Genomic DNA, 19,443 nt, shown 5'->3' with positions numbered 1-19,443 from the left:
TGGCCCTGCCACACCAAAATCACGAATGATTTGCTGAGACCGTCCGTTCAGCTCCCGGCCGGGGTCTGCGGATGGGCGCGTTATACGGATTTCGGCTGACTTGGCAAGGTTTTTGGCAAGGTTGCAGGGGCGTCTTCAGCGCGGAGGGTTTCGATGCGGGCGGCGGACTCCGCCGCCGGCTACCACCACCGGCTTGATTTGTTTGTTTGTATATCATACAAACAAGTCTAACGGGAGCGAACCCCAATGGCAGAAAAGCCGGCCCATGAGCCGCTCGAGGCGGCAGGCGACCCCAAGCACGCCGTCCGCGCCACGCGGTCGGCCGGCCGCAAAATGCGCTCGCTGCTCCTGGATGCCGCGAGCCCGCTGTTTCGAGAGCGGGGGCTGTCGGGTACGGCGATCACCGACATCGCAGCCGCTGCGAACGCGTTCCCGAGCCAGATCACCTATTACTTCCGCACCAAGGAGGCGCTGTTCGTCGAGTGCGCCTGCCGCGAGCTGCTGTACCTGGCGCGAGCGACCGAGCAGGCGGCGCTGAAGGCGCGCACGCCTCAGGATTATACCCACGCGCTGGCCGAGACCGTTACGGCGAGCGATTCGGTGACCTTCTTCGCCGAGGCGCTGACGCTGACGCGGCGGCGCCAGGATCTCGCGCCGCTGGTCGAGCGCACGATCGAGCGCCTGCACAGCGAAGGTGCGCGGGCCTATGCGAGCCAGGTCGCACGACACGGCTGGCGGTCCCTGCGCGCGCCCGATGAGAGTTCGCGGCGGTTCTGGGCCGTCGCCATCGGCGTCATCCTCGAGGGCTACGCTATGGGCCGTTCGCCCGAGGCGCTGTGCGCCGAGATGCTGCGCGTACTGGGCGAACAGGCGAAATCCAACAATGACACCGCGCGGCTGCGCCTCGTCGACGCGCGCGACGCATCGAGTGATTCGAAATGAGGAGAGTTAGGCCATGACTGCGCTTCGCATGCGTGCCCGCGATTTCCTGACCGACGATCAACTTGCCGACGTGCGCCGGCGCGTGACCTGGAAAGGCGTCGCGCTAATCGCGCACGCCTGGGCGCTCATCATCGCTGCAATCGCCCTGGTCGCGTGGTGGCCCAACCCGATCACCTATGTGTTCGCGGTCGCCATCATCGGCTCGCGCCAGCTCGGGCTCGCGATCCTCATGCATGACGGCGCGCATGGCTGCCTCTCCGCCGACGAGAAAACCAATCTGGCCCTGAGCCAGTGGTTCTGCGCCTATCCTCTGTTTGCGGAGACGCGCAGCTATCGGCGCTATCATCTTCAGCATCATGCGCGCACCCAGCAGGAGGATGATCCTGACCTCGTGCTGTCGGCGCCGTTCCCGATCACGAAGCTGAGCTATCGCCGCAAGTTCATTCGCGACCTCACCGGGCAGACCGGCTACCAGCAGCGCAAGGCGCAGTTGCTCAATGCGCTGGGGCTGAGGGACTGGTCGTTGCGGCAGCGCGCGGCGCATTTTTGGGAGAAGCTTGGCCCGCAATGTCTGGTCAATGGCGCGATGTTCGCCGCGCTCACGGCGGCCGGCGTATGGTGGGCCTATCCGCTGCTATGGCTGGTGCCGCTCCTGACCTGGATGATGGTCATCACCCGCATCCGCAACATCGCCGAGCACGCGGTCGTGCCTGACAGCAGCGATCCCTTGCGCAATACCCGCACCACCTACGCCAATTTCCTCGAGCGTCTGTTCATCGCGCCGTACTACGTGAACTACCACCTCGAACATCATCTCTTGTTCTACGTGCCCTGCTACAATCTGCCGAAAGTGCATCGCCTGCTGAGCGAGAGCCGGCATGCGGGCCGTATGGAGGTGCAACCGAGCTACGCCGCGGTGCTGCGGCTTGCGACCGCGAAGCCGAACCGCGATGACCGGCCCGGGCAATTGGTCAACAGCGCGCGCCGCGCGCAGGCGGGGTCTGAGGTCGACGCCAATCAGACGGCCGGCGGATTCTAGCGACCCGTCTCTACAGTGAAGGCTGCCAATTGAAGGCTGCCACTTGAAGGCCGATCGAAGTTCCTAACTTGGCTTGACATTCCGGCCCCGGACAGTGTCTACGGCCCCCTTTGGAGTATGATCCGGAACCATGTCCTGAGGCCGAGCGTAAACGGCTGCCGGTTCTCGCAGGGATCACGCCCGACAAGCAGGAGCGCCGATGACGGCAGCATTCACATTTCCGGGGCAGGGTTCCCAGGCGGTCGGCATGGGCAAGGCCCTGGCCGATGCCTTTCCGGTGGCGCGTGCCGTGTTCGACGAGGTCGACGCCGCGCTGGGGGAGAAGCTGACGGCGATCATCTGGGATGGTCCGGCCGAAACCCTCCAGCTCACCCAAAACGCCCAGCCGGCCCTGATGGCGGTGTCTGTCGCCACCCTGCGCGTGCTGGAGGCCGAAGCCGGGTTTTCCGTGGGGCGGGATGCGGCCTTCGTCGCCGGCCACTCGCTCGGTGAATATTCGGCACTGGCTGCGGCCGGCAGCCTGACGATTTCCGACACCGCGCGGCTGCTTCGCACTCGCGGTCTCGCAATGCAAAAAGCCGTGCCGGTCGGCGTCGGTGCGATGGCCGCTCTGCTCGGCCTCGACTACGAGGCGGCCGTGGCGGTGGCGGACGAGGCCGCTCAGGGGCAGGTCTGCCAGGCCGCCAACGACAATGGCGGCGGGCAAGTGGTCGTCTCCGGCGACAAGGCCGCGGTCGATCGCGCCGTCGAGATCGCCAAAACCAGGGGAGCCAAGCGCGCAATGTTGCTGCCGGTGTCCGCCCCGTTCCATTGCAAGCTGATGCAGCCGGCAGCGGACGCGATGGCGGAGGCGCTGGCCAGGGTAACGATCAAGGCGCCGGCGGCCCCGCTGGTGTCGAACGTGCTGGCGAGCGCGATCACCGATCCCGACGAGATCCGCCGCCGCCTGGTCGAACAGGTCACCGGCACCGTGCGCTGGCGCGAGTCGGTTGCCTATATGGCGGGGCACGGCGTCACCCGTTTCTTCGAGATCGGTGCCGGCAAGGTGCTGACCGGCCTCGTCAAGCGCATTGCGGACGGCGCCGTCGGCGTTGCGGTCGGTGGTCCCAACGACATTGCTGCGGCCAAAGATGCATTGGCCGCTGCCAAGCAGGCCTGAAGCGCGATCATTCGTCGTCGCGCGCGAGTTCTTTAGTTGACGCACGATGCTTTCGGAAAACAGCTGCGCACTTTTCGGGATCGTGCCTTGGAGGAGTTATCGATGTTCGATCTGACTGGCAAAAAGGCGCTCGTCACCGGCGCAACCGGCGGCATCGGCGGTGCCATCGCGCAGGCGCTGCACGCGCAGGGCGCCACCGTTGCGATATCGGGGACGCGCAAGGAAGTGCTGGATGAGCTTGCCGGCAAGCTCGGCGAGCGCACTCATGTGCTGCCCTGCAATCTCTCCAAGGCCGACGAGGTCGAAGCGCTGGTGCCCGCTGCGGAAGCGGCGATGGGACAGGTCGACATCCTCGTCGCCAATGCCGGCATCACCCGCGACAATCTCTTCGTGCAGCTCCGTGACGAGGACTGGGAGGAGGTCATCAACATCAATTTGACCTCGACCTTCCGGCTTGCCCGCGCCGCCACCAAATTGATGATGCGCAAACGCTTCGGCCGCATCATCGCCATCACCTCGGTGGTCGGCGTCACCGGCAATCCGGGGCAGGGCAATTATACCGCGTCGAAGGCGGGCCTGATCGGCATGATCAAGACGCTGGGCGCTGAATACGCCAAGCGCGGCGTCACCGCGAATTGCATCGCTCCAGGCTTCATCAAGACGCCGATGACCGACGCGCTCAACGACAAGCAGCGCGAAACGATTCTAACCAAGGTTCCGGCCAATCGCCTGGGGACGCCAGAGGACATCGCGGCGGCCGCCGTCTACCTGAGTTCGAACGAAGCGGCCTATGTCACCGGCCAGACCATCCACGTCAACGGCGGCATGGCCATGATCTGACGCTTCATGCCGCACTGCCCCCTTGGCGGCGCGGAATGCGGCAAACGGCCGTTTCCGGAGCGAAATGAGGCTTGTAGTCAACGCAATTGAAGTATGATAACCGGACCTTCAACGGATGGGCAAAGAACGCCATTGCAGGTTTTTGAAACCCTGTATATTGGCGATGCGGAGCCTTGGCCGTCATTCGCCGGGCCTGCATCGGTTAGGATGGGGCCAGATCAAAGTTCGTAAGCGAAGGCAGTCAACGACCACGACGGCTCGTATCGTCCCGGGGGGTCGGGTCTACAGGGAACAACACGAGGTTATGCAATGAGTGAGATTGGCGAGCGGGTTAAGAAGATCGTGGTCGAACACCTTGGTGTTGAACCCGAGAAGGTTGTCGACGCTGCGAGCTTCATCGACGACCTCGGCGCCGACAGTCTGGACACCGTCGAGCTGGTGATGGCGTTCGAAGAGGAATTCGGTTGCGAGATTCCGGACGACGCCGCGGAGACGATTCTCACCGTCGGCGACGCCACCAAGTTTCTCGAGAAGAACGCGAAGAGCTAAGGCTCTTCATTTTCGCGGGGACAACATTGAAACCGGACGGACCGCTCAACAGCGGTCAGCCGGTTTCTTGTTATTGGCCGTGAATCTTTCGATGCGGAGTTTTCGGATATGAGGCGGGTTGTCGTCACGGGTCTTGGCATGGTTTCGCCACTCGGCTGCGGTGTCGAGCCGACCTGGAAGCGCATCCTCGACGGCGAAAGCGGCGCACGCAAGATCGAGAGCTTCGATGTCTCCGATCTTCAGACCAAGATCGGCTGCACGGTCGTGCGCGGCGACGGCACCAACGACACTTTCAATCCCGACATCTGGATGGAGCCGAAGGACCAGCGCAAGGTCGACGACTTCATCATCTTCGGCATGGCCGCAGCCGGCCAGGCGCTCGACGATGCCAACTGGCACCCCGAGACCGAAGAGGACAAATGCGCGACCGGCACCATGATTGGGTCCGGCATCGGCGGGCTCAACGGCATCGCCGAAACCGCGGTCCTGCTGAAGGAACGCGGGCCGCGCCGGGTCTCGCCGTTCTTCATTCCGGGCCGCCTGATCAATCTCGCCTCCGGCTATGTCTCGATCAAGCATGGGCTGAAGGGACCGAACCATTCGGTGGTCACGGCCTGTTCGACCGGCGCTCACGCGGTCGGCGATGCCGCCCGCCTGATCGCGCTCGGCGATGCCGACGTCATGGTTGCCGGCGGCGCGGAATCGCCGATCGGCCGCATCGGCATTGCCGGCTTCAACGCCGCGCGTGCGCTCTCGACAGCCTTCAACGAAACGCCCGAGAAGGCCTCGCGCCCCTACGACAAGGACCGGGACGGTTTCGTGATGGGCGAGGGCGCCGGCGTTCTCGTCCTGGAAGAGCTCGAACACGCCAAGCGCCGCGGCGCCAAGATCTATGCCGAGGTGATCGGCTACGGTCTCTCGGGCGATGCCTATCACATCACCTCGCCGTCACCCGACGGCGACGGCGGCTTCCGCAGCATGGCGGCTGCGCTCAAGCGCGCCGGCCTCACCGCGTCCGATCTCGACTACATCAACGCGCACGGCACCTCGACGCCGCTCGGTGACGAGATCGAGCTCGGTGCGGTCGAACGCCTGCTCGGCAATGCCGCTTCCAAGGTCGCGATGTCCTCGACCAAGTCGTCGACCGGTCATCTCCTGGGTGCGGCCGGCGCGATCGAGGCGATCTTCGCCATTCTCGCGATTCGCGATAATGTCGTGCCGCCGACCATCAACCTGGACAATCCGTCAGTCGAGACTGCGATCGATCTCGTGCCGCATCAGGCGAAGAAGCGCGAGGTCAACGTCGCGTTGTCGAATTCTTTTGGTTTTGGCGGTACCAACGCGTCGGTCATCTTCCGGCGTCTGGTCCATTAGTTTGTTGTTGCGACGAATCCACCGTTTTGCCGTATTCGGCGATAGTCATGGAAGCGGGCGCGTGCATTTGGCTCGGCAAGCGATTGTCAGGTCGCGATTGAACCGGCAGGATTCAGGTTGCTTCGATGAGTGAAAGGCCGCCCATTTCGCCCCGGAGCCCGCGGGCAGCGCTCGAGCCCGAGCAGGTCCCGCCGCCGCCGAAGCGATCGGACCGCGCGCGCAATCCCTTCGTGATCGTCGGCAACGCCATCATCACCCTGCTGCTGATTGCGATGATCGGTGCGGGCGGCGTGTACTATTACGGCCGACAGGTGCTCGAGGCGCCGGGACCGCTGAAGGAAGACAAGATCGTCAACATCCCGCAGCGCGCCGGCAAGCGCGATATCTCCGAGACGCTGAACCGGGAAGGCGTGACCGACGTCAATCCGTGGGCGTTCATTGCCAGCGTCGCTGCGTTGAAGGCGAGCTCGGACCTCAAGCCCGGTGAATACTCGTTCCAGAAGAACGCGTCCTTGCGCGACGTCATTGCCACCATCGTCGAGGGCAAGGTGGTGCAGCATGCCGTGACGATCCCGGAGGGCCTCACCTCCGAGCAGATCGTGGCGCGCCTGTCCGACAACGACATCTTCACCGGCAGCGTACGTGAGCTGCCGCGCGAAGGCACCTTGCTGCCCGAGACCTACAAGTTCCCGCGCGGCACCCCGCGTGATCAGGTGATCCAGCGCATGCAGCAGGCGCACAAGCGCGTGCTGACCGAGATCTGGGAGCGCCGCAGTCAGGACATTCCAGTCAAGAGTCCGGAGCAACTGGTGACGCTGGCCTCGATCGTGGAGAAGGAGACCGGCAAGCCGGACGAGCGCAGCCGCGTCGCCGCGGTGTTCGTCAATCGCCTGAAGCAGAGGATCAAGCTGCAGTCCGATCCCACGATCATCTATGGCCTCGTCGGCGGCAAGGGCACGCTCGGCCGTCCGATCAAGCGCAGCGAGATCACGCAGCCCTCGCCCTACAACACCTATGTCATCGAGGGCCTGCCGCCGGGCCCGATCTCCAACCCCGGCCGTGCCTCGCTCGAGGCTGCCGCCAACCCGGCCCGCACCCGTGACCTCTATTTCGTCGCGGATGGTACCGGCGGGCATTCCTTCACCGAGACCTACGACGCGCACCAGAAGAACGTCGCCAAGCTGCGCGCGATGGAAAAGCAGATCCAGAACGACACGGTCGAGCCGGCCGAGGACGCGCAGCCACCGGCCGCCGCCGCGCCGGGTGCCGCCGATACGCCGACGGCGACCACGCCGGCGCGGCCCAACCAGCAGAAAAAGCCGCCGGCGGCTCGCCCCGCGGGTCCGCCGCCGGCCCGGCAAGGTGCCGTGCAGGCCTCGCCCCCTGTGGTGCAGCGCTAGGCCTGCGCGCAGACCTGCCCCGCGGGACTTTGCGGATTACATTTTCCTGCAAAATAGTCTTAAGATTCGCGTGGCTTGATGGCCGCGCGAATCCCGTGCTTTTGGAGAAATTGACCTGATGGCGTTGTCGTCCATGACCGGCTTTGCCCGAAGCCACGGCGCGAGCGGGCCGTATACGTTCGAATGGGAATTGAAGTCGGTCAACGCCAAGGGCTTTGATCTCAGGGTGCGGCTGCCGCAGGGGTTCGACGAACTCGAGGCTCATGCCAAGAAGCGCGCCGCCGAGCTGCTCTCGCGGGGCACTGTCTACGCCAATCTGACCGTCAAGCGCGCCAATGCCGCCACCAGCGTCCGCGTCAACGAGGACGTGCTCAACGCCGTCCTCAAGGCCGCCGCCGTGATCGCCGGCAAGGTCGATGCGGTCGCGCCGAGCGTCGACGGGCTTCTGGCCATCAAGGGTGTCATCGAGGTCGCCGAGCCCGAGGGCGACGAGGAGGAGGACAAGGCCGCGCGCACCGCCGCCGCGGACGCCTTCGACAAGGCGCTCGCCGAACTCGTCGAGATGCGCAAGCGTGAGGGGACCTCGCTCGGGCAGATCCTGATCCAGCGCGTCGACGAGGTCGAGCAGCTGGCGAAGAAGGCCGAGGCCGCGCCCGGCCGCAAGCCCGAGGCGATCAAGGCGAGACTCGCCGAGCAGATCGCGAGCCTGCTCGACACCTCCGACCGTTTCGATTCCGACCGCCTGATGCAGGAAGCGATCCTGATTGCGACCAAGGCCGACATCCGCGAGGAGCTCGACCGCATCGCCTCGCACATCGCGCAGGCACGCGAGCTGATCGGCAAGGGCGGCCCGGTCGGGCGCAAGCTCGATTTCCTGGCGCAGGAGTTTCACCGCGAAGTCAACACCTGTTGCTCGAAGTCGAACGACATCGAGCTGACCAACACGGGGCTCGCCATGAAGAACGTGGTCGAGCAGTTCCGCGAGCAGGTCCAGAATCTGGAGTGATCGATGACGATTGGCGGTCACGGAACTGACGGTGTCGAGCGGCGCGGATTGATGTTCGTGCTGTCCTCGCCGTCGGGCGCGGGCAAGACGACGCTGTCGCGCATGTTGATCGACCGTATGCCCGGCCTCCGAATGTCGGTGTCGGCGACCACGCGGGCGATGCGGCCGGGCGAGGTCGACGGCAGGGATTATTCGTTCGTCGACAAGGCTACCTTCGACGCGATGGCGAAGGCCGACCAGCTGCTGGAATGGGCGACCGTGTTCGACAACAGCTACGGCACGCCGCGTGCGCCGGTTGAGGCGGCGCTGTCAGCTGGGCAGGACGTGCTGTTCGACATCGACTGGCAGGGCACGCAGCAGCTTCGAGAGAAAGCACGCGCCGACGTCGTCAGCGTGTTCATCCTGCCGCCCTCGGCTGCCGATCTCGAGAAGCGGCTGCATTCGCGCGCGCAGGATTCCGACGAGGTGATCCGCAAGCGCATGAGCCGCGCCAGCCACGAGATGAGCCACTGGGCCGAGTACGACTACATCGTCATCAACCACGACGTTGACGAGGCCTTCGCCGAGGTGCAGTCGATCCTGAAGGCCGAACGCCTCAAGCGCGAGCGGCAGACCGGCCTCGTGGGCTTCGTGCGAGGTCTGCAAGGTCAGCTTCAAGGTTAGGCTGCGTCAGCCGCGGCCCGTCCTTGGCCAGCCGTTCCAGCATCGTCGTGATCACGTCGATGTCGATAACGTCCTCGGGTCCCGCATCTTTATCTCGATCGGCCGCCTCTTCGTCATTGACGTCCTCGGTCGCGAGCCGCGGCGCGGCCTCGATCTGGAATTCTCCGTTGAAGATATCGGCATCGTCGAGCTCTGCGGCATCTTGGTGCGCTTGCGGGGTGCGCTCGTCGATCACATCAATCTCGCGATCGATCGCGGCGAGCTGCGCGGTCTTGGCTGTCTGCGGACGCACGGCATCGAAATCCACCGGGCGCGGCTGCTGAGCGTGCGGCGCGCCGGCCGGCGCTGCGTTGAGCCAGGGCGCACGGCCCTCGTCGTGATCGTGCGGCTCAAAACTGTCCCAGTTGACGCGGCGCTGGTCGGCACCCTGGACGCGGGCGCGTCCACCGGCGAAGCGGTAGACGACGCTGGCGAGGATGCCGGCAAGCGCCAGCGCGCCGCCAATCACGAGCAGCAGCATCTGGAGCGAGCCGGTCTGCTTGTCGGCGGTGCTGTCCGCCGAAGCCAGAGCCAACGGAGCAGGGGACTTCGCCGGTTTCGCGGTCGGCTGCGCGGCGGCCGCGACAGGTGCAGGCGACGGCTGCTCCGTGGGCGCGGCGGACGCCGTGGAGGCGTCGGGCCAGCGCCCGGCGACGGCGGGCTGCTGCGCGTTGGCGTCGGCGGCGGGGCTCGCAGTTTGTTGCGTCGGCGCCGGTCCCGCCTGTGCAGGCGTCTTCACCGTGGCGATGCTCTGCGGCGTCAGATATTCGGCGCGCGCGTCCTGGACCGAGTGCTGCTGCGGCACGGCTGAATCCGCTGCAGGCGTGTCGGGCGCAGCCTGTGCGGTTTGAGTGGCCTTGCCGCCTTCGGCGCGCAGATACCAGCACTGTCGCTTGGTCGCGCGCTCGAGACGATAATGCCAATGCTGGCCCTGCGGCGCGGCGCCCTTTGGCGAGGCAAGGCAGTCGCTCGCGGCATTTGCCGTGCTCGGTGCCGTCGGTGCATTCTGCGACACGGCGGCAAGTGGCGCGCCGGCAATGATGCTGCCCACAAGGGCGGATAAGAACTTTGCGGTGCGGTTGCCCATCCTGGTCTCCCGATTACGCGCGACGCAACTCGTTACCTTCCCTTTCTCGTCAAAGACTTAGGTGGCAATGAGCCGCAAATCCGGAGAGGATGTGGCCTGAATCGGGCCTGCGCGGCGTTCGTTCCGCCGCGGAATCAGACTTTTTCGCTGCTATGCTTGGTCGAAGTCCAGGTTCCGCCGCAGCCGTCCGAGCGGCGGAAGGATCCGGAGCCGCTGCGTCCACCGAGGCGGCCGGAGCCGGTGAAGGTCACGCCGTCGCCTTGACCGAACGTGCTGACCGCGCCGCTCGCGCTGACGGTACCCGTGACGCCTTGGCCTATCACATTGCCTGAGGAGACCAGATGCCCGCGCCCGGTTGGGCCGCTACATCACCGCGAGGCTTGACGCACAGACCCCGGGCGTCAGGACCACACGACTTCTCCGTCCGCGGACGGTCTCGCCCAAATCGTCGAGGGCTTGCGTGTGCTCACCCCCGATGACCGACAAGCCCGCTCTCCAGCGCCGTGTCGTACGCGTCGCGTGAGGACTCACGGTTTCCCGCGCTGTCATCACGCCGCCCGCGCCGTCGCTGCCGCGTCCACCGCCACCCGGCCCGCATGTCGTGACGGTCGCGAACGCCCCTTTGGCAGGGCCAGGATGCGCGCTGTGTGCCACAAATCCGAAATTCCGAAAAACGAAAAGGTTTTGCGAGCAGGGGTTGACTAGGTGTTTGCCCGACGCCCTGTGTCGGGCTGGCCGACATCTCCGCGGCTCATCGCCGGCCGATCCCGAGTCCGGAAACTTCCTCAGGCGCCAGACGTTTCATTGCGGCTGAGGAGACGCCATGCCGATCAAGGACCAGATCAAGAATCTCGCCAAGAAGCTCGTGGAGGATCATCCCGATGCGGCAACGCTGCGGGCGCTTGTGCGGGCTCGGAAACCGACAGCCATCCGTTTCCGGGACGACGGCATCGTGCCGAATAACCCGCATTTTCCCGTGTTGCTCTATCGCGGCGCGGTGAACCTGAAGACCCGGCGTTTTGCTCCAGAGGTCATCGTCGACACGCTGTTCGATAGTCATGGCTGGGGCCGCTCTTGGCGCGATACGGTCTATGACTTTGTCCACTATCATTCGCAGATCCACGAAGTAATGGGCGTGGCACGCGGCACGGCCAGGATTGAGTGCGGCGGGATCAAGGGGCGAATCTTGAGCGTGAAGGCCGGAGACGTTCTGGTCCTTCCCGCAGGCACCGGACACCGTCTGATCGAGTCCAGCCGGGACTTCCTGGTCGTCGGAGCGTATCCGCAGGAGGGGACGTACGACGAGTGCACCGACACGCGAGAGCGTCCTGACGCCAGCAAACGCATCGCCAAGGCCCGCAAGCCGAAGACAGATCCCGTGCTGGGTGCCGGCGGCCCGTTGCTCAAATCATGGCGGATAAAGTCATCGCGATCGTGACGCGCGGGGATCGCTTTCGCTGTGCCGGTTTCGAGCGTCTTCCATTGGAACGCCGCCCCATGGCGCGAGTTGCCGCGCATGTCCCTTCCCAAATCAAAAGGCTGGCTCACCGAGATTGGCGTTGCCACGTCGCGGCCCGCCGCGTTTGCCGTGTTCGCGGCCTATGCCGTTGCCTGGGTCACGTTGGGCAACGGGCTCGAATGGCACTCGTTCGCCACGCTGGCGACATGGGGCATGACGCTGGTGATCCAGCGCGCCGAGCATCGCGATACTCAGGCGATTCACGCCAAGCTCGACGAACTGCTCAAGGCGAGCGGCCGTGCCCATCAGATGAACGTCGATGACGAGGACGCCGAAGAGGTCGAGACGCAGCGGGAGGAGATTCGACGGAGCGGGTAGCGCGTCCGGCGCCCCGACTAGGGGGCACATTCACCGGTCTTTGTCAGGTCAGATAGTCCGGCGTGAAATCCGCGAGTGCGCGGAGTTCGTCGGGTTGCAGCAGCTCGATCTCGCTTCCCTCCCAGGCAATCAATCGGCGCCCTCTCAGCTCCTGGATGGTGCGATTGACATGAACGATCGACAGTCCGCATGCATCGGCAACATGCCGCTGCGTCATCGGCATCTGGAAGCGGCCGTTCTTGACGAGGCCCACGACCTCCAGCCTTGCAGCGAGCTCGCAGATCAGATGCGCCACCTTCGGCAGCGCCGCCTGTGCGCCGAGGCGAGCGATCCATTGTCGCGAGATCGCCGCGTCGATCAGCGTCTCGCGCCAGAACGCGCGGGTCAGGTGAATGGAGCCGTCGAGCAGCTGCTTGAGTTGGCTGTGTGCGACGTAGCCGACGATGGAGGGTCCGAGACCGACGAGGTCCGCATCCATCGGGGAGACCAGCATGTGCAGGCACGGCATGTCCCCGGGAACGTGGAAGGCGAGGATCTGGCTGCGATCGCCGACGATGCGAGCCTGGTAGAGGAAGCCGCTGACGACGAAGACGCATCGGGAGGGATCCTCACCCTGGCGCAGCACGATCTCGCCATCCGAAACCTGGCGCAGCGTGGACGGCAGACCCGCGACCTGGCGTCGTTCGTCTTCGGAGAGGCCTTCGATCGCCTGGAGATGTGCGATGAACTTCGGGTGTGGCATGGAGAGGAAGAGGTGTTTCAGTCGTCACGCGGCATCGCCTGCTCGAGCAGGCGTCGTGAGAGTTTTGCGATGGTCCAATCGGAGACGGGAACCGCCTGGAACTCGCGGATGGCGCGCGCAAGCTCCTGGTCCGACATCGGCCGCGCCGGCTCCTTCAACGTGCCATGCAGGAAGGCAGCGCGGATACTGTCCAGGTGCTCGCCCGAATCCGATGCGAACAGGTGGCGAATGCGTTTCAGGATCGTCGTAGGGCTCATGCGAAGGGCGGGCGCAGTCCGCGATCGAGGGACGGGGGCCGCGACCCAGCAATGTCGCAGACCGGTAGCAACCTGTGCTTCCGATCAGCGTTCTAGTCCGCTGGATGCGGGCCAGATGTATCATTTGATCGAACCGGCAGGGTTTTTGGCGGGTCACATGGAAAAAGCGCATGACGTGCTGATTCGGAACCTGGGCGAGCACACCGCACTCGCACACGAGGATGTCGCTGAAATTCGCGGGCTGACCTTTGTGCAGCGCGAGTTCGCGCCGAACGAGGATTTCATCCGTCAGGGCGACGAACCTGAGCATTCCGCGCTGGTCGTCTCCGGCATGGTCGCGCGCTACCATTTGCTCGACAGCGGCCGGCGGCAATATCTCGCGTTCCATCTGTCTGGAGACCTGCCGGACTCCCAGGGACTGTTCATCGACCAGATGGACCATGGCCTCTGCGCGCTCGGGCCCGCTTCCGTGGCGTTCATCCCGCATCGCGAATTGTTTATTGCCTTCCGGCGACGGCCGGCCTTCGCACTGTCGGTCTGGCGCGAGACGCTGCTCGATGCCGCGATCTTTCGCGAGGCCATCACCAACAACAGCGCCCGGCCGATGCACGCGCGCATGGCACACCTGTTCTGCGAGCTGTTCTACCGCGCCCGCGCAGCGCAGCTTGTCCGCGGCAATCGCTGCCGTCTGCCGATCAGCCTGGCGCAGCTCGGCGAAACGCTGGGCATGGCGATCGCGACGGTGAACCGGACGCTCGCCGACCTCAGACGGAGCGGGACCATGGATATGCGCGAGGGCGAGCTGATCGTCCTGAAATGGCGCGATCTGCAGCGGCTCGGAAACTTCAGTCCGAGCTATCTGCACCTCAAGCGTCAGTCGCCGCCGCGCGCGTGAGGCCGCAAAGCGTCAGCCGCTGGCAGATGCCGCGCGCCCAGCACTTCCTCGAAATGCTTCTTCACCCAATCGTTGCAACGGCAGGCTCTGGCTTCGAGCGCCGGGGCGTCGAGGATCAGGATGGCGCCACGGCGCGTCGCGAGGATCCGCCTCGCCTTGAACATCTGGATGACGCGGCTGGCATAGCTGCGGGACACGCCGAGCATGCCGGCAAGCTGCTCGTGGGTGAGGGGGATCTCGGGGCCGCCGACGTGCTCCTGCGCGGAGATGATCCACTTGGCGGCGCGCTGCTCGATCGAATGCGCGGCGTTGCAGGCCGCGGTCTGGAGCAGCTGCGCGAACTGGCAGTCGCCATAGCGCGAGAGCACCTGCTGGAGCGTGGCCGACCTCTGCTGGGCCTGCTCGAGCGCGCGCAGCGGCAGCCGCACCAGGGTCCCGCCCAGCTTCACCACGATGCGCGAATAGGCCAGCGAGACGCTGCGGCCGGCGGCAATGCCCACCGCGCCCTCGCGCCCGACCAGCAGGCTTTCGACCTCGCGATCGTCCTCGACCGGCACGGCGAACGACACGAGCGTGGAGCGGCAGGGAAAATGGAGCGCCGCGACCTCGTCGCCGGCGTGATACAGGATGTGGCTCGCCTCGAGTTCGACCGGCTGTAGGTGCGGCGCGAGCAGTTCGAAATCCGGGCGGCTGAGCCGCTGGAGAAGATCGTTCTGGGGCCGACCGGTCACATGTCTTGCTCTGGCCGGGAATCGGCACCGGCCAGAACCCTACGTTTCCGTGGCGGAGCCGACGGTTCCAAAGTGCACACAAGGCGTTTTTCAGACGTTGAAAAAGTGGCCTCCCGCTTGCGGAAATCCGGAAGTTACTGGCGAGGCGCATGGCACGCGAGGCACATGGCGCGGCCGAACCCAGCGGCCTTCAACTTCACGAGCTCTGTGCAGGAGTGCACACAGCAGGGGCGCGGATCGGCGTAGCGTCCTCGTCGCGGAGCGCCGCACCCCGTGCGCTCTGCCCGACGGACCGCCGGCCTATACCTCAAACGCCGCCGGGCCGGCGGGCCCAAGGGCGGCGAGGATATTGATCACCCGAAGTTCGTCACCCGAAGCGTGCTTCGCAATCGTGTGCGGGCCGGCTTTTTTCCGCGTGGGCGCGATAGGCATCGATCGCCCTGTTGGCGAGCATCAGTTGCCGGCGTTCACCGGTCCTGAGCTGGGCCTCAATGGCGTCGAGCAGGACGTTCGCCGTCTCGTCCGGAGAGCCGAGCTCTCCGCTCTGCTCCAGGAAGCTCCAGGCGATGAAGAATGCGTTCTCGACGGTGCAGCGAATGGACATGGCTGCCAACGCGGGGCGGCCGTTGCCGTTCCGCGGGACAGACGAATGCCGTGAATTAGCGCGCGTGCCCGCGTTACTTCAGCGAGCTGCTGATCGAGGTGAACTTCTTGTTCAGCGTCGCGCCGAGGTTGTTGACGACGGCGATGATCGCCAGCGCAATGCCGGCGGCGATCAGGCCGTACTCGATCGCGGTGGCGCCGGACTCGTCGGCGAGGAAGCGGCGGATGGTCTGCATGGCCTTACCAGAATTCCAAAAGAGAGCTGGCGAGGACCATAGTCCGCAGAGAGCGTGTTCCCCAATTTGGAACACCGGCTTGCGTCAATTTCGAGTTAATCGCGAACATTAAAGCCGGCGGCGAGATCCCGACCCCGCCGCCTCGGGCTTCTCGCGCATCCTAGTTCTTGAGCACGATGCGGCCGACGACCTTGCCGGCGCGAAGCTCGTCGATCCATGTCTGGACGTCGCCCATTGACTCCTCGCGCATCGGCGTCGGCTTGATCTTGCCGGCGCGGGCGAGTGCCATCAATTCGTGAGCCTCGGTGAGCGTGCCGACCATGAAGCCCTCGATGGTCATGCGCTTGTAGACCCATTGCACCATCGGCAGCGTGAACTGGCCGCCCATCAGGCCGGAGACCACGATCTTGCCGCCGCGCGCGGCGACGGCGACCGCGAAGGCCATGGACTTCTCGTTGCCCGCGAAATCGACGATCTCGTCGAAGCCGCCATCGGTTTCCTTGAGGATACGCTTGATCACGTCGGGCTCGGCAGGATCGTAGGCCACCGCGGCGCCGTTCTTCAGCGCGGTCTCGCGCGCGGCACCGCTGAGATCGGCGACCGTGATCGGTTGTTTGAACATGGCCGCCGCGAAGGAAAGACCCATCATGCCGACGCCGCCGAGGCCGATCAGCAGGAGATTGCGCTGGCGCGGCCGATCGACCAGGCGCTTGAGCGCGCCATAGGCGGTGACCCCGGAGCACATCAGGGTCGCGGCCCGGTTGACGGGCAGCGGATCGTAGTCGAGCAGATATTTCGCGTCGGGCACCAGCACGTGGGTGGCGAAGCCGCCGTCGATGGAGACGCCGAGAAAGCGCTGCCTGGCGCAGAGGTTCTCGTCGCCATTGGCGCAGTCGCGGCACTGGCCGCAACCGATCCACGGAAACACCGCCTTCTTGCTGCCGACGAGACCGGCGAACACGTCGGGACCGACTTCATCGACCACGCCCGCGATCTCGTGGCCGAGCGTGAAGGGCAGCGTCATGCCGCGCGTGGTGTCGAGCTTCTTGCCGCCGCCGAGATCGGCGTAGCCGTCCTGGATGTGCAGATCGGAGTGGCAGAGGCCGCAGCGCTCGATGCGCACCAGCACCTCTCGCCCTTGCGGCTTCGGCGTGTCGACGATGGTCTCGCACAGCGGCGCATCGAACTTGACCAGGGACTGCCGACGCATCAACGCCATATTTCTTCCTCCGAAATTATCTCTCTGTTTCGCCGCGTATATTGGCCAATTCACGCGCCATGGCAACAAAGCCGGAAATCGGAACGGTCTCGGCGCGCCGCGTCGCATCGACGCCGGCAGCCGCGGCGAGCCGCGCGGGATCGGCCCCCAGCGCCTTCAGGCTTTGCCGCAGCATCTTGCGGCGCTGGCCGAAGGCGGCGGCGGCGACCTGTTCGAGCAGCTTGCGATCGCAGGCGAGAGGATTTTCGCGCGGGATCAGTCGCACAACGGACGACGTGACCTTCGGCGGCGGCACGAAGGCAGACGGCGCAATGTCGAACAGGATCTTGGTCTCGCAGCGCCAGTTGGCGAGCACGCCGAGCCGCCCGAAGGCCTCCTCGTCCTCGCGCGCCACGATGCGCTCGCCGACCTCGCGCTGGAACATCAGGACCATCATGTCGTACCAGGGCGGCCAGGGCTCGGTGGTGAGCCAGCCGACGAGAAGGTGGGTCGCGATGTTGTAGGGCAGGTTCGCGACGATTTTTGCTCTCTCGCCCGATAGCAGCGGGCGTGGATCGAAGGTCATGGCGTCGCCATGCACGATCTCGAGACGGCCGGGATAGCGCGCGGAAATATCCTGCAAGGCAGGGATCGCACGCTCGTCATGCTCGATGGCGATGACGCGTCTGGCGCCGAGCGCGAGCAAGGCGCGGGTCAGCCCGCCCGGGCCGGGGCCGATCTCGATGATGGTGGAGTCCTCGAGTGGAGCCGCCGCACGCGCAATGCGCGCGGTAAGATTGAGGTCGAGGAGGAAGTTCTGGCCGAGTGATTTGCGGGCCGACAAGGCGTGCTGGCGAATGACCTCGCGAAGCGGCGGGAGGTCGTCGATCGCGCTCATCGGGTTTTCGCAGCCGCCGTCCGGCTCGCAAGCCTCAACGCGGCGATCAGGCTTGCCGGATTGGCCTTGCCGGTGCCGGCGATGTCGAAGGCGGTGCCGTGGTCGGGCGAGGTGCGGATGAAGGGCAGGCCGAGCGTCACGTTGACCGCGTCGTCGAAGGCCACCGTCTTGATCGGGATCAGCGCCTGGTCGTGATACATGCAGACGGCGCAGTCATAGCTGTTGCGCGCGGCTTCGTGGAACATGGTGTCGGCGGGGAGCGGCCCCTTCGCCTCGATGCCGTCGCTGCGCAACGTCTTGATCGCCGGCGCGATCACGGTCTGCTCCTCGTGGCCGAGCGAGCCGTCCTCGCCCGCGTGCGGATTGAGGCCGGAAATCGCGATGCGCGGATTGGCGATGCCGAAGCGGGATTTGAGTTCGCTCGCGACAATGCGCACGGTCGAGACGATCAGCTCGCTGGTGAGCTGGGCCAGTGCATCGCGCAAGGAGACGTGGATGGTCACGGGCACCACGGACAGCCGCGGCGACCACAGCATCATCACCGGCTGCGGCGCGCGACCGTCTTCCGCGGCGAGTTCGGCGAGGAATTCGGTATGGCCGGGATGGCGGAAGCCGGCACGATAGAGCACGCTCTTGGCGATCGGATTGGTCACGACGGCGCCGGCGCGGCCCTCGCGGACATCCGTGACCGCCTGGCGGATCGAGGCGAGCGCGGCCGGGGCGCTCGATGCGTCGGGCTTGCCGGGCTCGGCGCTCGCGGGCTCGCCGGTTGCGACCACGGGCAGGGCCTCGGGGAAGGCAGCCTCGGTCTCGCCGGCGCTCACCGAAGCGATCCTGATTTCGGCGCCGAGCGCCTTGGCGCGGCGGGCGATCAGTGCCTCGTCGCCGAGCAGATAGAAGGCGGGCAGGTCCAGTTCGCGGCGCTTGAGCCAGGCTGCGATGGTGATGTCGGGGCCGATGCCGGCAGGCTCTCCCAGCGTCAGGGCGAGGGGCTTGGCAGGCTGCTGGGCCATCAGCGGTTGCGATACTCGATCATCGCCGCCTTGCGGAGGTCCTCGAGATAGGCCTTCTGGGTCTTCTCGTACTTCTCCTGATACATCTTCTCGCGGACCTCGCGCTTCTTCGGCGTGTCGATCATGGTCGGCTTACGCGAACACAGCACCACCATCTCGATGCCCGCCTTGGTCATCTCGGGCGCGGTCAGGTGGCCGATCGGCGTGTCGTCGAGGACCTTGCGCAGCGCCTCGGGTAATTCCGCCGTGGTCTTGGTGACGGTGTCGCGGATGGTGGCGTTCGGCGTCGAGCGGAACAACGAATTGGCTTCCTCGCAGCTTCCGACGCGCGAGCGATATTGCTCGGCTTCCTTATGCCGCGTCTCCAGGAACGCCTGCGACGATCCGCGCGGCACGATCAGCACGATCGGCTGCATCTTGTATTCGGTGCCCTCGATCTGCAGTTTGTCGCCGGTCTGGGCCTGTACGGCCTGCGCGACGTCCTTCTCGCCGACCAGCAGCTTCTCCTTGAAGCGGCCGCGCACGAGGCTGGTCCAGACCATCTCGGCCTTCATACGGCTCTTCAGGGTTTCGGGGCGGACGCCCTTGACCTCGAGCGTCTTGGTGAGCTGGTCCGACGAGATGCGCATGCGCTGCGCCATGCCATCGTAGGACTGGTTGATGTCGGAGACGCCGGGGTCGACCCCGTATTTCTTGCCTTCCTTCATCTTCACCCGGTCGTCGATCAGCTCATTGATGACCTCCTGACGGGACGGTGTCTTCTGCGTCGTCAACTGGTCGAGCTTGGAGCGCTGCTCGATGTCGAAGTCGGTGATGGGATCGCCGTTGACCATCACGACGATGTTCTGCGCGCGCAACGGCGTGCCGGCCAGGAGCAGGGCGGCGAGTACGAGGAGGAGTCGGAAGACTGGCAATGGGATCGTCATATTTGTCGC

General features: G+C 65.4%; 22 protein-coding genes. 12 read left to right on the top strand and 10 right to left on the bottom strand.

What is annotated here, in order from left to right:
- The first annotated feature begins 246 nt into the window (after positions 1 to 246).
- The 9 genes from GWG67_RS00485 to gmk all read left to right on the top strand — a co-directional run bounded on the left by GWG67_RS00485 (position 247) and on the right by gmk (position 8,972).
- Entirely contained in the window at positions 247 to 942 is a 696-nt protein-coding gene (locus GWG67_RS00485; protein ID WP_275167215.1) for a TetR/AcrR family transcriptional regulator C-terminal domain-containing protein, read from the top strand.
- 13 nt (positions 943 to 955) lie between these two features.
- Positions 956 to 1,981 carry a fatty acid desaturase family protein gene (locus GWG67_RS00480; RefSeq protein ID WP_275167214.1) on the top strand — a complete coding sequence of 342 codons (1,026 nt, stop codon included), beginning with the start codon at positions 956 to 958 and terminating at the stop codon, positions 1,979 to 1,981.
- A 199-nt stretch (positions 1,982 to 2,180) separates the two neighbouring features.
- Positions 2,181 to 3,140 carry an ACP S-malonyltransferase gene (gene fabD, locus GWG67_RS00475; protein WP_275167213.1) on the top strand — a complete coding sequence of 320 codons (960 nt, stop codon included), beginning with the start codon at positions 2,181 to 2,183 and terminating at the stop codon, positions 3,138 to 3,140.
- A 102-nt stretch (positions 3,141 to 3,242) separates the two neighbouring features.
- The gene (gene fabG, locus GWG67_RS00470) at positions 3,243 to 3,980 is read left to right on the top strand and encodes a 3-oxoacyl-[acyl-carrier-protein] reductase (protein ID WP_007592006.1); all 738 of its coding nucleotides are present in this window, start codon (positions 3,243 to 3,245) and stop codon (positions 3,978 to 3,980) included.
- 309 nt (positions 3,981 to 4,289) lie between these two features.
- Entirely contained in the window at positions 4,290 to 4,529 is a 240-nt protein-coding gene (locus GWG67_RS00465) for an acyl carrier protein (RefSeq protein ID WP_006020277.1), read from the top strand.
- 108 nt (positions 4,530 to 4,637) lie between these two features.
- Entirely contained in the window at positions 4,638 to 5,903 is a 1,266-nt protein-coding gene (gene fabF, locus GWG67_RS00460; RefSeq protein ID WP_275167212.1) for a beta-ketoacyl-ACP synthase II, read from the top strand.
- Positions 5,904 to 6,028: 125 nt separating this feature from the next.
- Positions 6,029 to 7,303, top strand: a complete 1,275-nt coding sequence (mltG, locus tag GWG67_RS00455) for an endolytic transglycosylase MltG (RefSeq protein ID WP_275167211.1) — start codon at positions 6,029 to 6,031, stop codon at positions 7,301 to 7,303.
- A gap of 118 nt (positions 7,304 to 7,421) precedes the next feature.
- Positions 7,422 to 8,309, top strand: coding sequence for a YicC/YloC family endoribonuclease (locus GWG67_RS00450; RefSeq protein WP_275167210.1), 888 nt, complete (start codon positions 7,422 to 7,424; stop codon positions 8,307 to 8,309).
- A gap of 3 nt (positions 8,310 to 8,312) precedes the next feature.
- Positions 8,313 to 8,972, top strand: coding sequence for a guanylate kinase (gene gmk / locus GWG67_RS00445; RefSeq protein WP_275167209.1), 660 nt, complete (start codon positions 8,313 to 8,315; stop codon positions 8,970 to 8,972).
- Here the strand turns inward: gmk and GWG67_RS00440 are convergent.
- Entirely contained in the window at positions 8,905 to 10,098 is a 1,194-nt protein-coding gene (locus tag GWG67_RS00440) for a hypothetical protein (RefSeq protein ID WP_275167208.1), read from the bottom strand. The genes gmk and GWG67_RS00440 overlap by 68 nt on opposite strands.
- Positions 10,099 to 10,921: 823 nt before the next feature.
- Here GWG67_RS00440 and GWG67_RS00435 point away from each other — a divergent pair.
- Together GWG67_RS00435 and GWG67_RS00430 are read left to right on the top strand one after the other, a co-directional pair.
- Positions 10,922 to 11,536, top strand: coding sequence for a cupin (locus GWG67_RS00435; RefSeq protein WP_275167207.1), 615 nt, complete (start codon positions 10,922 to 10,924; stop codon positions 11,534 to 11,536).
- A gap of 78 nt (positions 11,537 to 11,614) precedes the next feature.
- Positions 11,615 to 11,935 (top strand): low affinity iron permease family protein, encoded by a 321-nt coding sequence (locus tag GWG67_RS00430; protein ID WP_275167206.1) that lies wholly within the window; start codon positions 11,615 to 11,617, stop codon positions 11,933 to 11,935.
- Between the two features lie 43 nt (positions 11,936 to 11,978).
- On the opposite strand, the gene GWG67_RS00425 is transcribed toward GWG67_RS00430, so the two are convergent.
- Together GWG67_RS00425 and GWG67_RS00420 are read right to left on the bottom strand one after the other, a co-directional pair.
- Positions 11,979 to 12,677 carry a Crp/Fnr family transcriptional regulator gene (locus GWG67_RS00425; RefSeq protein WP_275167205.1) on the bottom strand — a complete coding sequence of 233 codons (699 nt, stop codon included), beginning with the start codon at positions 12,675 to 12,677 and terminating at the stop codon, positions 11,979 to 11,981.
- Positions 12,678 to 12,694: 17 nt separating this feature from the next.
- A complete protein-coding gene (locus GWG67_RS00420) occupies positions 12,695 to 12,934 on the bottom strand; it encodes a hypothetical protein (protein WP_275167204.1) in 240 nt (79 codons plus the stop codon).
- 157 nt (positions 12,935 to 13,091) lie between these two features.
- On the opposite strand from GWG67_RS00420, the gene GWG67_RS00415 reads away from it, so the two are divergent.
- Complete coding sequence (locus GWG67_RS00415; protein WP_275167203.1) at positions 13,092 to 13,829, top strand: Crp/Fnr family transcriptional regulator; 738 nt, start codon at positions 13,092 to 13,094, stop codon at positions 13,827 to 13,829.
- Here GWG67_RS00415 and GWG67_RS00410 read toward each other — a convergent pair.
- From GWG67_RS00410 to GWG67_RS00380, 7 genes are all read right to left on the bottom strand, one after another.
- Positions 13,808 to 14,560, bottom strand: a complete 753-nt coding sequence (locus GWG67_RS00410; protein ID WP_275167202.1) for a Crp/Fnr family transcriptional regulator — start codon at positions 14,558 to 14,560, stop codon at positions 13,808 to 13,810. The genes GWG67_RS00415 and GWG67_RS00410 overlap by 22 nt on opposite strands.
- Before the next feature lie 367 nt (positions 14,561 to 14,927).
- Positions 14,928 to 15,164 (bottom strand): hypothetical protein, encoded by a 237-nt coding sequence (locus GWG67_RS00405; protein WP_007609339.1) that lies wholly within the window; start codon positions 15,162 to 15,164, stop codon positions 14,928 to 14,930.
- A gap of 73 nt (positions 15,165 to 15,237) precedes the next feature.
- Positions 15,238 to 15,399, bottom strand: coding sequence for a Flp family type IVb pilin (locus tag GWG67_RS00400; protein ID WP_007609340.1), 162 nt, complete (start codon positions 15,397 to 15,399; stop codon positions 15,238 to 15,240).
- Between the two features lie 160 nt (positions 15,400 to 15,559).
- The gene (locus GWG67_RS00395) at positions 15,560 to 16,618 is read right to left on the bottom strand and encodes an alcohol dehydrogenase (RefSeq protein ID WP_275167201.1); all 1,059 of its coding nucleotides are present in this window, start codon (positions 16,616 to 16,618) and stop codon (positions 15,560 to 15,562) included.
- 16 nt (positions 16,619 to 16,634) lie between these two features.
- The gene (gene rsmA / locus GWG67_RS00390; protein ID WP_275167200.1) at positions 16,635 to 17,495 is read right to left on the bottom strand and encodes a 16S rRNA (adenine(1518)-N(6)/adenine(1519)-N(6))-dimethyltransferase RsmA; all 861 of its coding nucleotides are present in this window, start codon (positions 17,493 to 17,495) and stop codon (positions 16,635 to 16,637) included.
- Positions 17,492 to 18,508 carry a 4-hydroxythreonine-4-phosphate dehydrogenase PdxA gene (pdxA, locus tag GWG67_RS00385; RefSeq protein ID WP_275167199.1) on the bottom strand — a complete coding sequence of 339 codons (1,017 nt, stop codon included), beginning with the start codon at positions 18,506 to 18,508 and terminating at the stop codon, positions 17,492 to 17,494. The genes rsmA and pdxA overlap by 4 nt, the downstream gene beginning before the upstream one ends.
- On the bottom strand, positions 18,508 to 19,434 hold the full coding sequence (locus tag GWG67_RS00380; protein ID WP_342761009.1) for a peptidylprolyl isomerase: 927 nt from the start codon (positions 19,432 to 19,434) through the stop codon (positions 18,508 to 18,510). Before GWG67_RS00380 ends, pdxA begins: the two co-directional genes overlap by 1 nt.
- Between the last annotated feature and the right edge of the window lie 9 nt (positions 19,435 to 19,443).

It is taken from the genome of Bradyrhizobium sp. CSS354 (assembly GCF_029051725.1).
GTDB lineage: Bacteria > Pseudomonadota > Alphaproteobacteria > Rhizobiales > Xanthobacteraceae > Bradyrhizobium.
The sequence above is the reverse complement of the archived record's forward strand: the minus strand, read 5'-3'. Positions and strand labels throughout refer to the sequence as shown.

Excerpts from the sequence above, each read along its gene's own strand:
- GWG67_RS00485 (WP_275167215.1), top strand. The coding sequence starts at position 247 with ATGGCAGAAAAGCCGGCCCATGAGCCGCTCGAGGCGGCAGGCGACCCC.
- GWG67_RS00480 (WP_275167214.1), top strand. The coding sequence starts at position 956 with ATGACTGCGCTTCGCATGCGTGCCCGCGATTTCCTGACCGACGATCAA.
- fabD (WP_275167213.1), top strand. The coding sequence starts at position 2,181 with ATGACGGCAGCATTCACATTTCCGGGGCAGGGTTCCCAGGCGGTCGGC.
- fabG (WP_007592006.1), top strand. The coding sequence starts at position 3,243 with ATGTTCGATCTGACTGGCAAAAAGGCGCTCGTCACCGGCGCAACCGGC.
- GWG67_RS00465 (WP_006020277.1), top strand. The coding sequence starts at position 4,290 with ATGAGTGAGATTGGCGAGCGGGTTAAGAAGATCGTGGTCGAACACCTT.
- fabF (WP_275167212.1), top strand. The coding sequence starts at position 4,638 with ATGAGGCGGGTTGTCGTCACGGGTCTTGGCATGGTTTCGCCACTCGGC.
- mltG (WP_275167211.1), top strand. The coding sequence starts at position 6,029 with ATGAGTGAAAGGCCGCCCATTTCGCCCCGGAGCCCGCGGGCAGCGCTC.
- GWG67_RS00450 (WP_275167210.1), top strand. The coding sequence starts at position 7,422 with ATGGCGTTGTCGTCCATGACCGGCTTTGCCCGAAGCCACGGCGCGAGC.
- gmk (WP_275167209.1), top strand. The coding sequence starts at position 8,313 with ATGACGATTGGCGGTCACGGAACTGACGGTGTCGAGCGGCGCGGATTG.
- GWG67_RS00440 (WP_275167208.1), bottom strand. The coding sequence starts at position 10,098 with ATGGGCAACCGCACCGCAAAGTTCTTATCCGCCCTTGTGGGCAGCATC.
- GWG67_RS00435 (WP_275167207.1), top strand. The coding sequence starts at position 10,922 with ATGCCGATCAAGGACCAGATCAAGAATCTCGCCAAGAAGCTCGTGGAG.
- GWG67_RS00430 (WP_275167206.1), top strand. The coding sequence starts at position 11,615 with ATGTCCCTTCCCAAATCAAAAGGCTGGCTCACCGAGATTGGCGTTGCC.
- GWG67_RS00425 (WP_275167205.1), bottom strand. The coding sequence starts at position 12,677 with ATGCCACACCCGAAGTTCATCGCACATCTCCAGGCGATCGAAGGCCTC.
- GWG67_RS00420 (WP_275167204.1), bottom strand. The coding sequence starts at position 12,934 with ATGAGCCCTACGACGATCCTGAAACGCATTCGCCACCTGTTCGCATCG.
- GWG67_RS00415 (WP_275167203.1), top strand. The coding sequence starts at position 13,092 with ATGGAAAAAGCGCATGACGTGCTGATTCGGAACCTGGGCGAGCACACC.
- GWG67_RS00405 (WP_007609339.1), bottom strand. The coding sequence starts at position 15,164 with ATGTCCATTCGCTGCACCGTCGAGAACGCATTCTTCATCGCCTGGAGC.
- GWG67_RS00400 (WP_007609340.1), bottom strand. The coding sequence starts at position 15,399 with ATGCAGACCATCCGCCGCTTCCTCGCCGACGAGTCCGGCGCCACCGCG.
- GWG67_RS00395 (WP_275167201.1), bottom strand. The coding sequence starts at position 16,618 with ATGGCGTTGATGCGTCGGCAGTCCCTGGTCAAGTTCGATGCGCCGCTG.
- rsmA (WP_275167200.1), bottom strand. The coding sequence starts at position 17,495 with ATGAGCGCGATCGACGACCTCCCGCCGCTTCGCGAGGTCATTCGCCAG.
- pdxA (WP_275167199.1), bottom strand. The coding sequence starts at position 18,508 with ATGGCCCAGCAGCCTGCCAAGCCCCTCGCCCTGACGCTGGGAGAGCCT.
- GWG67_RS00380 (WP_342761009.1), bottom strand. The coding sequence starts at position 19,434 with ATGACGATCCCATTGCCAGTCTTCCGACTCCTCCTCGTACTCGCCGCC.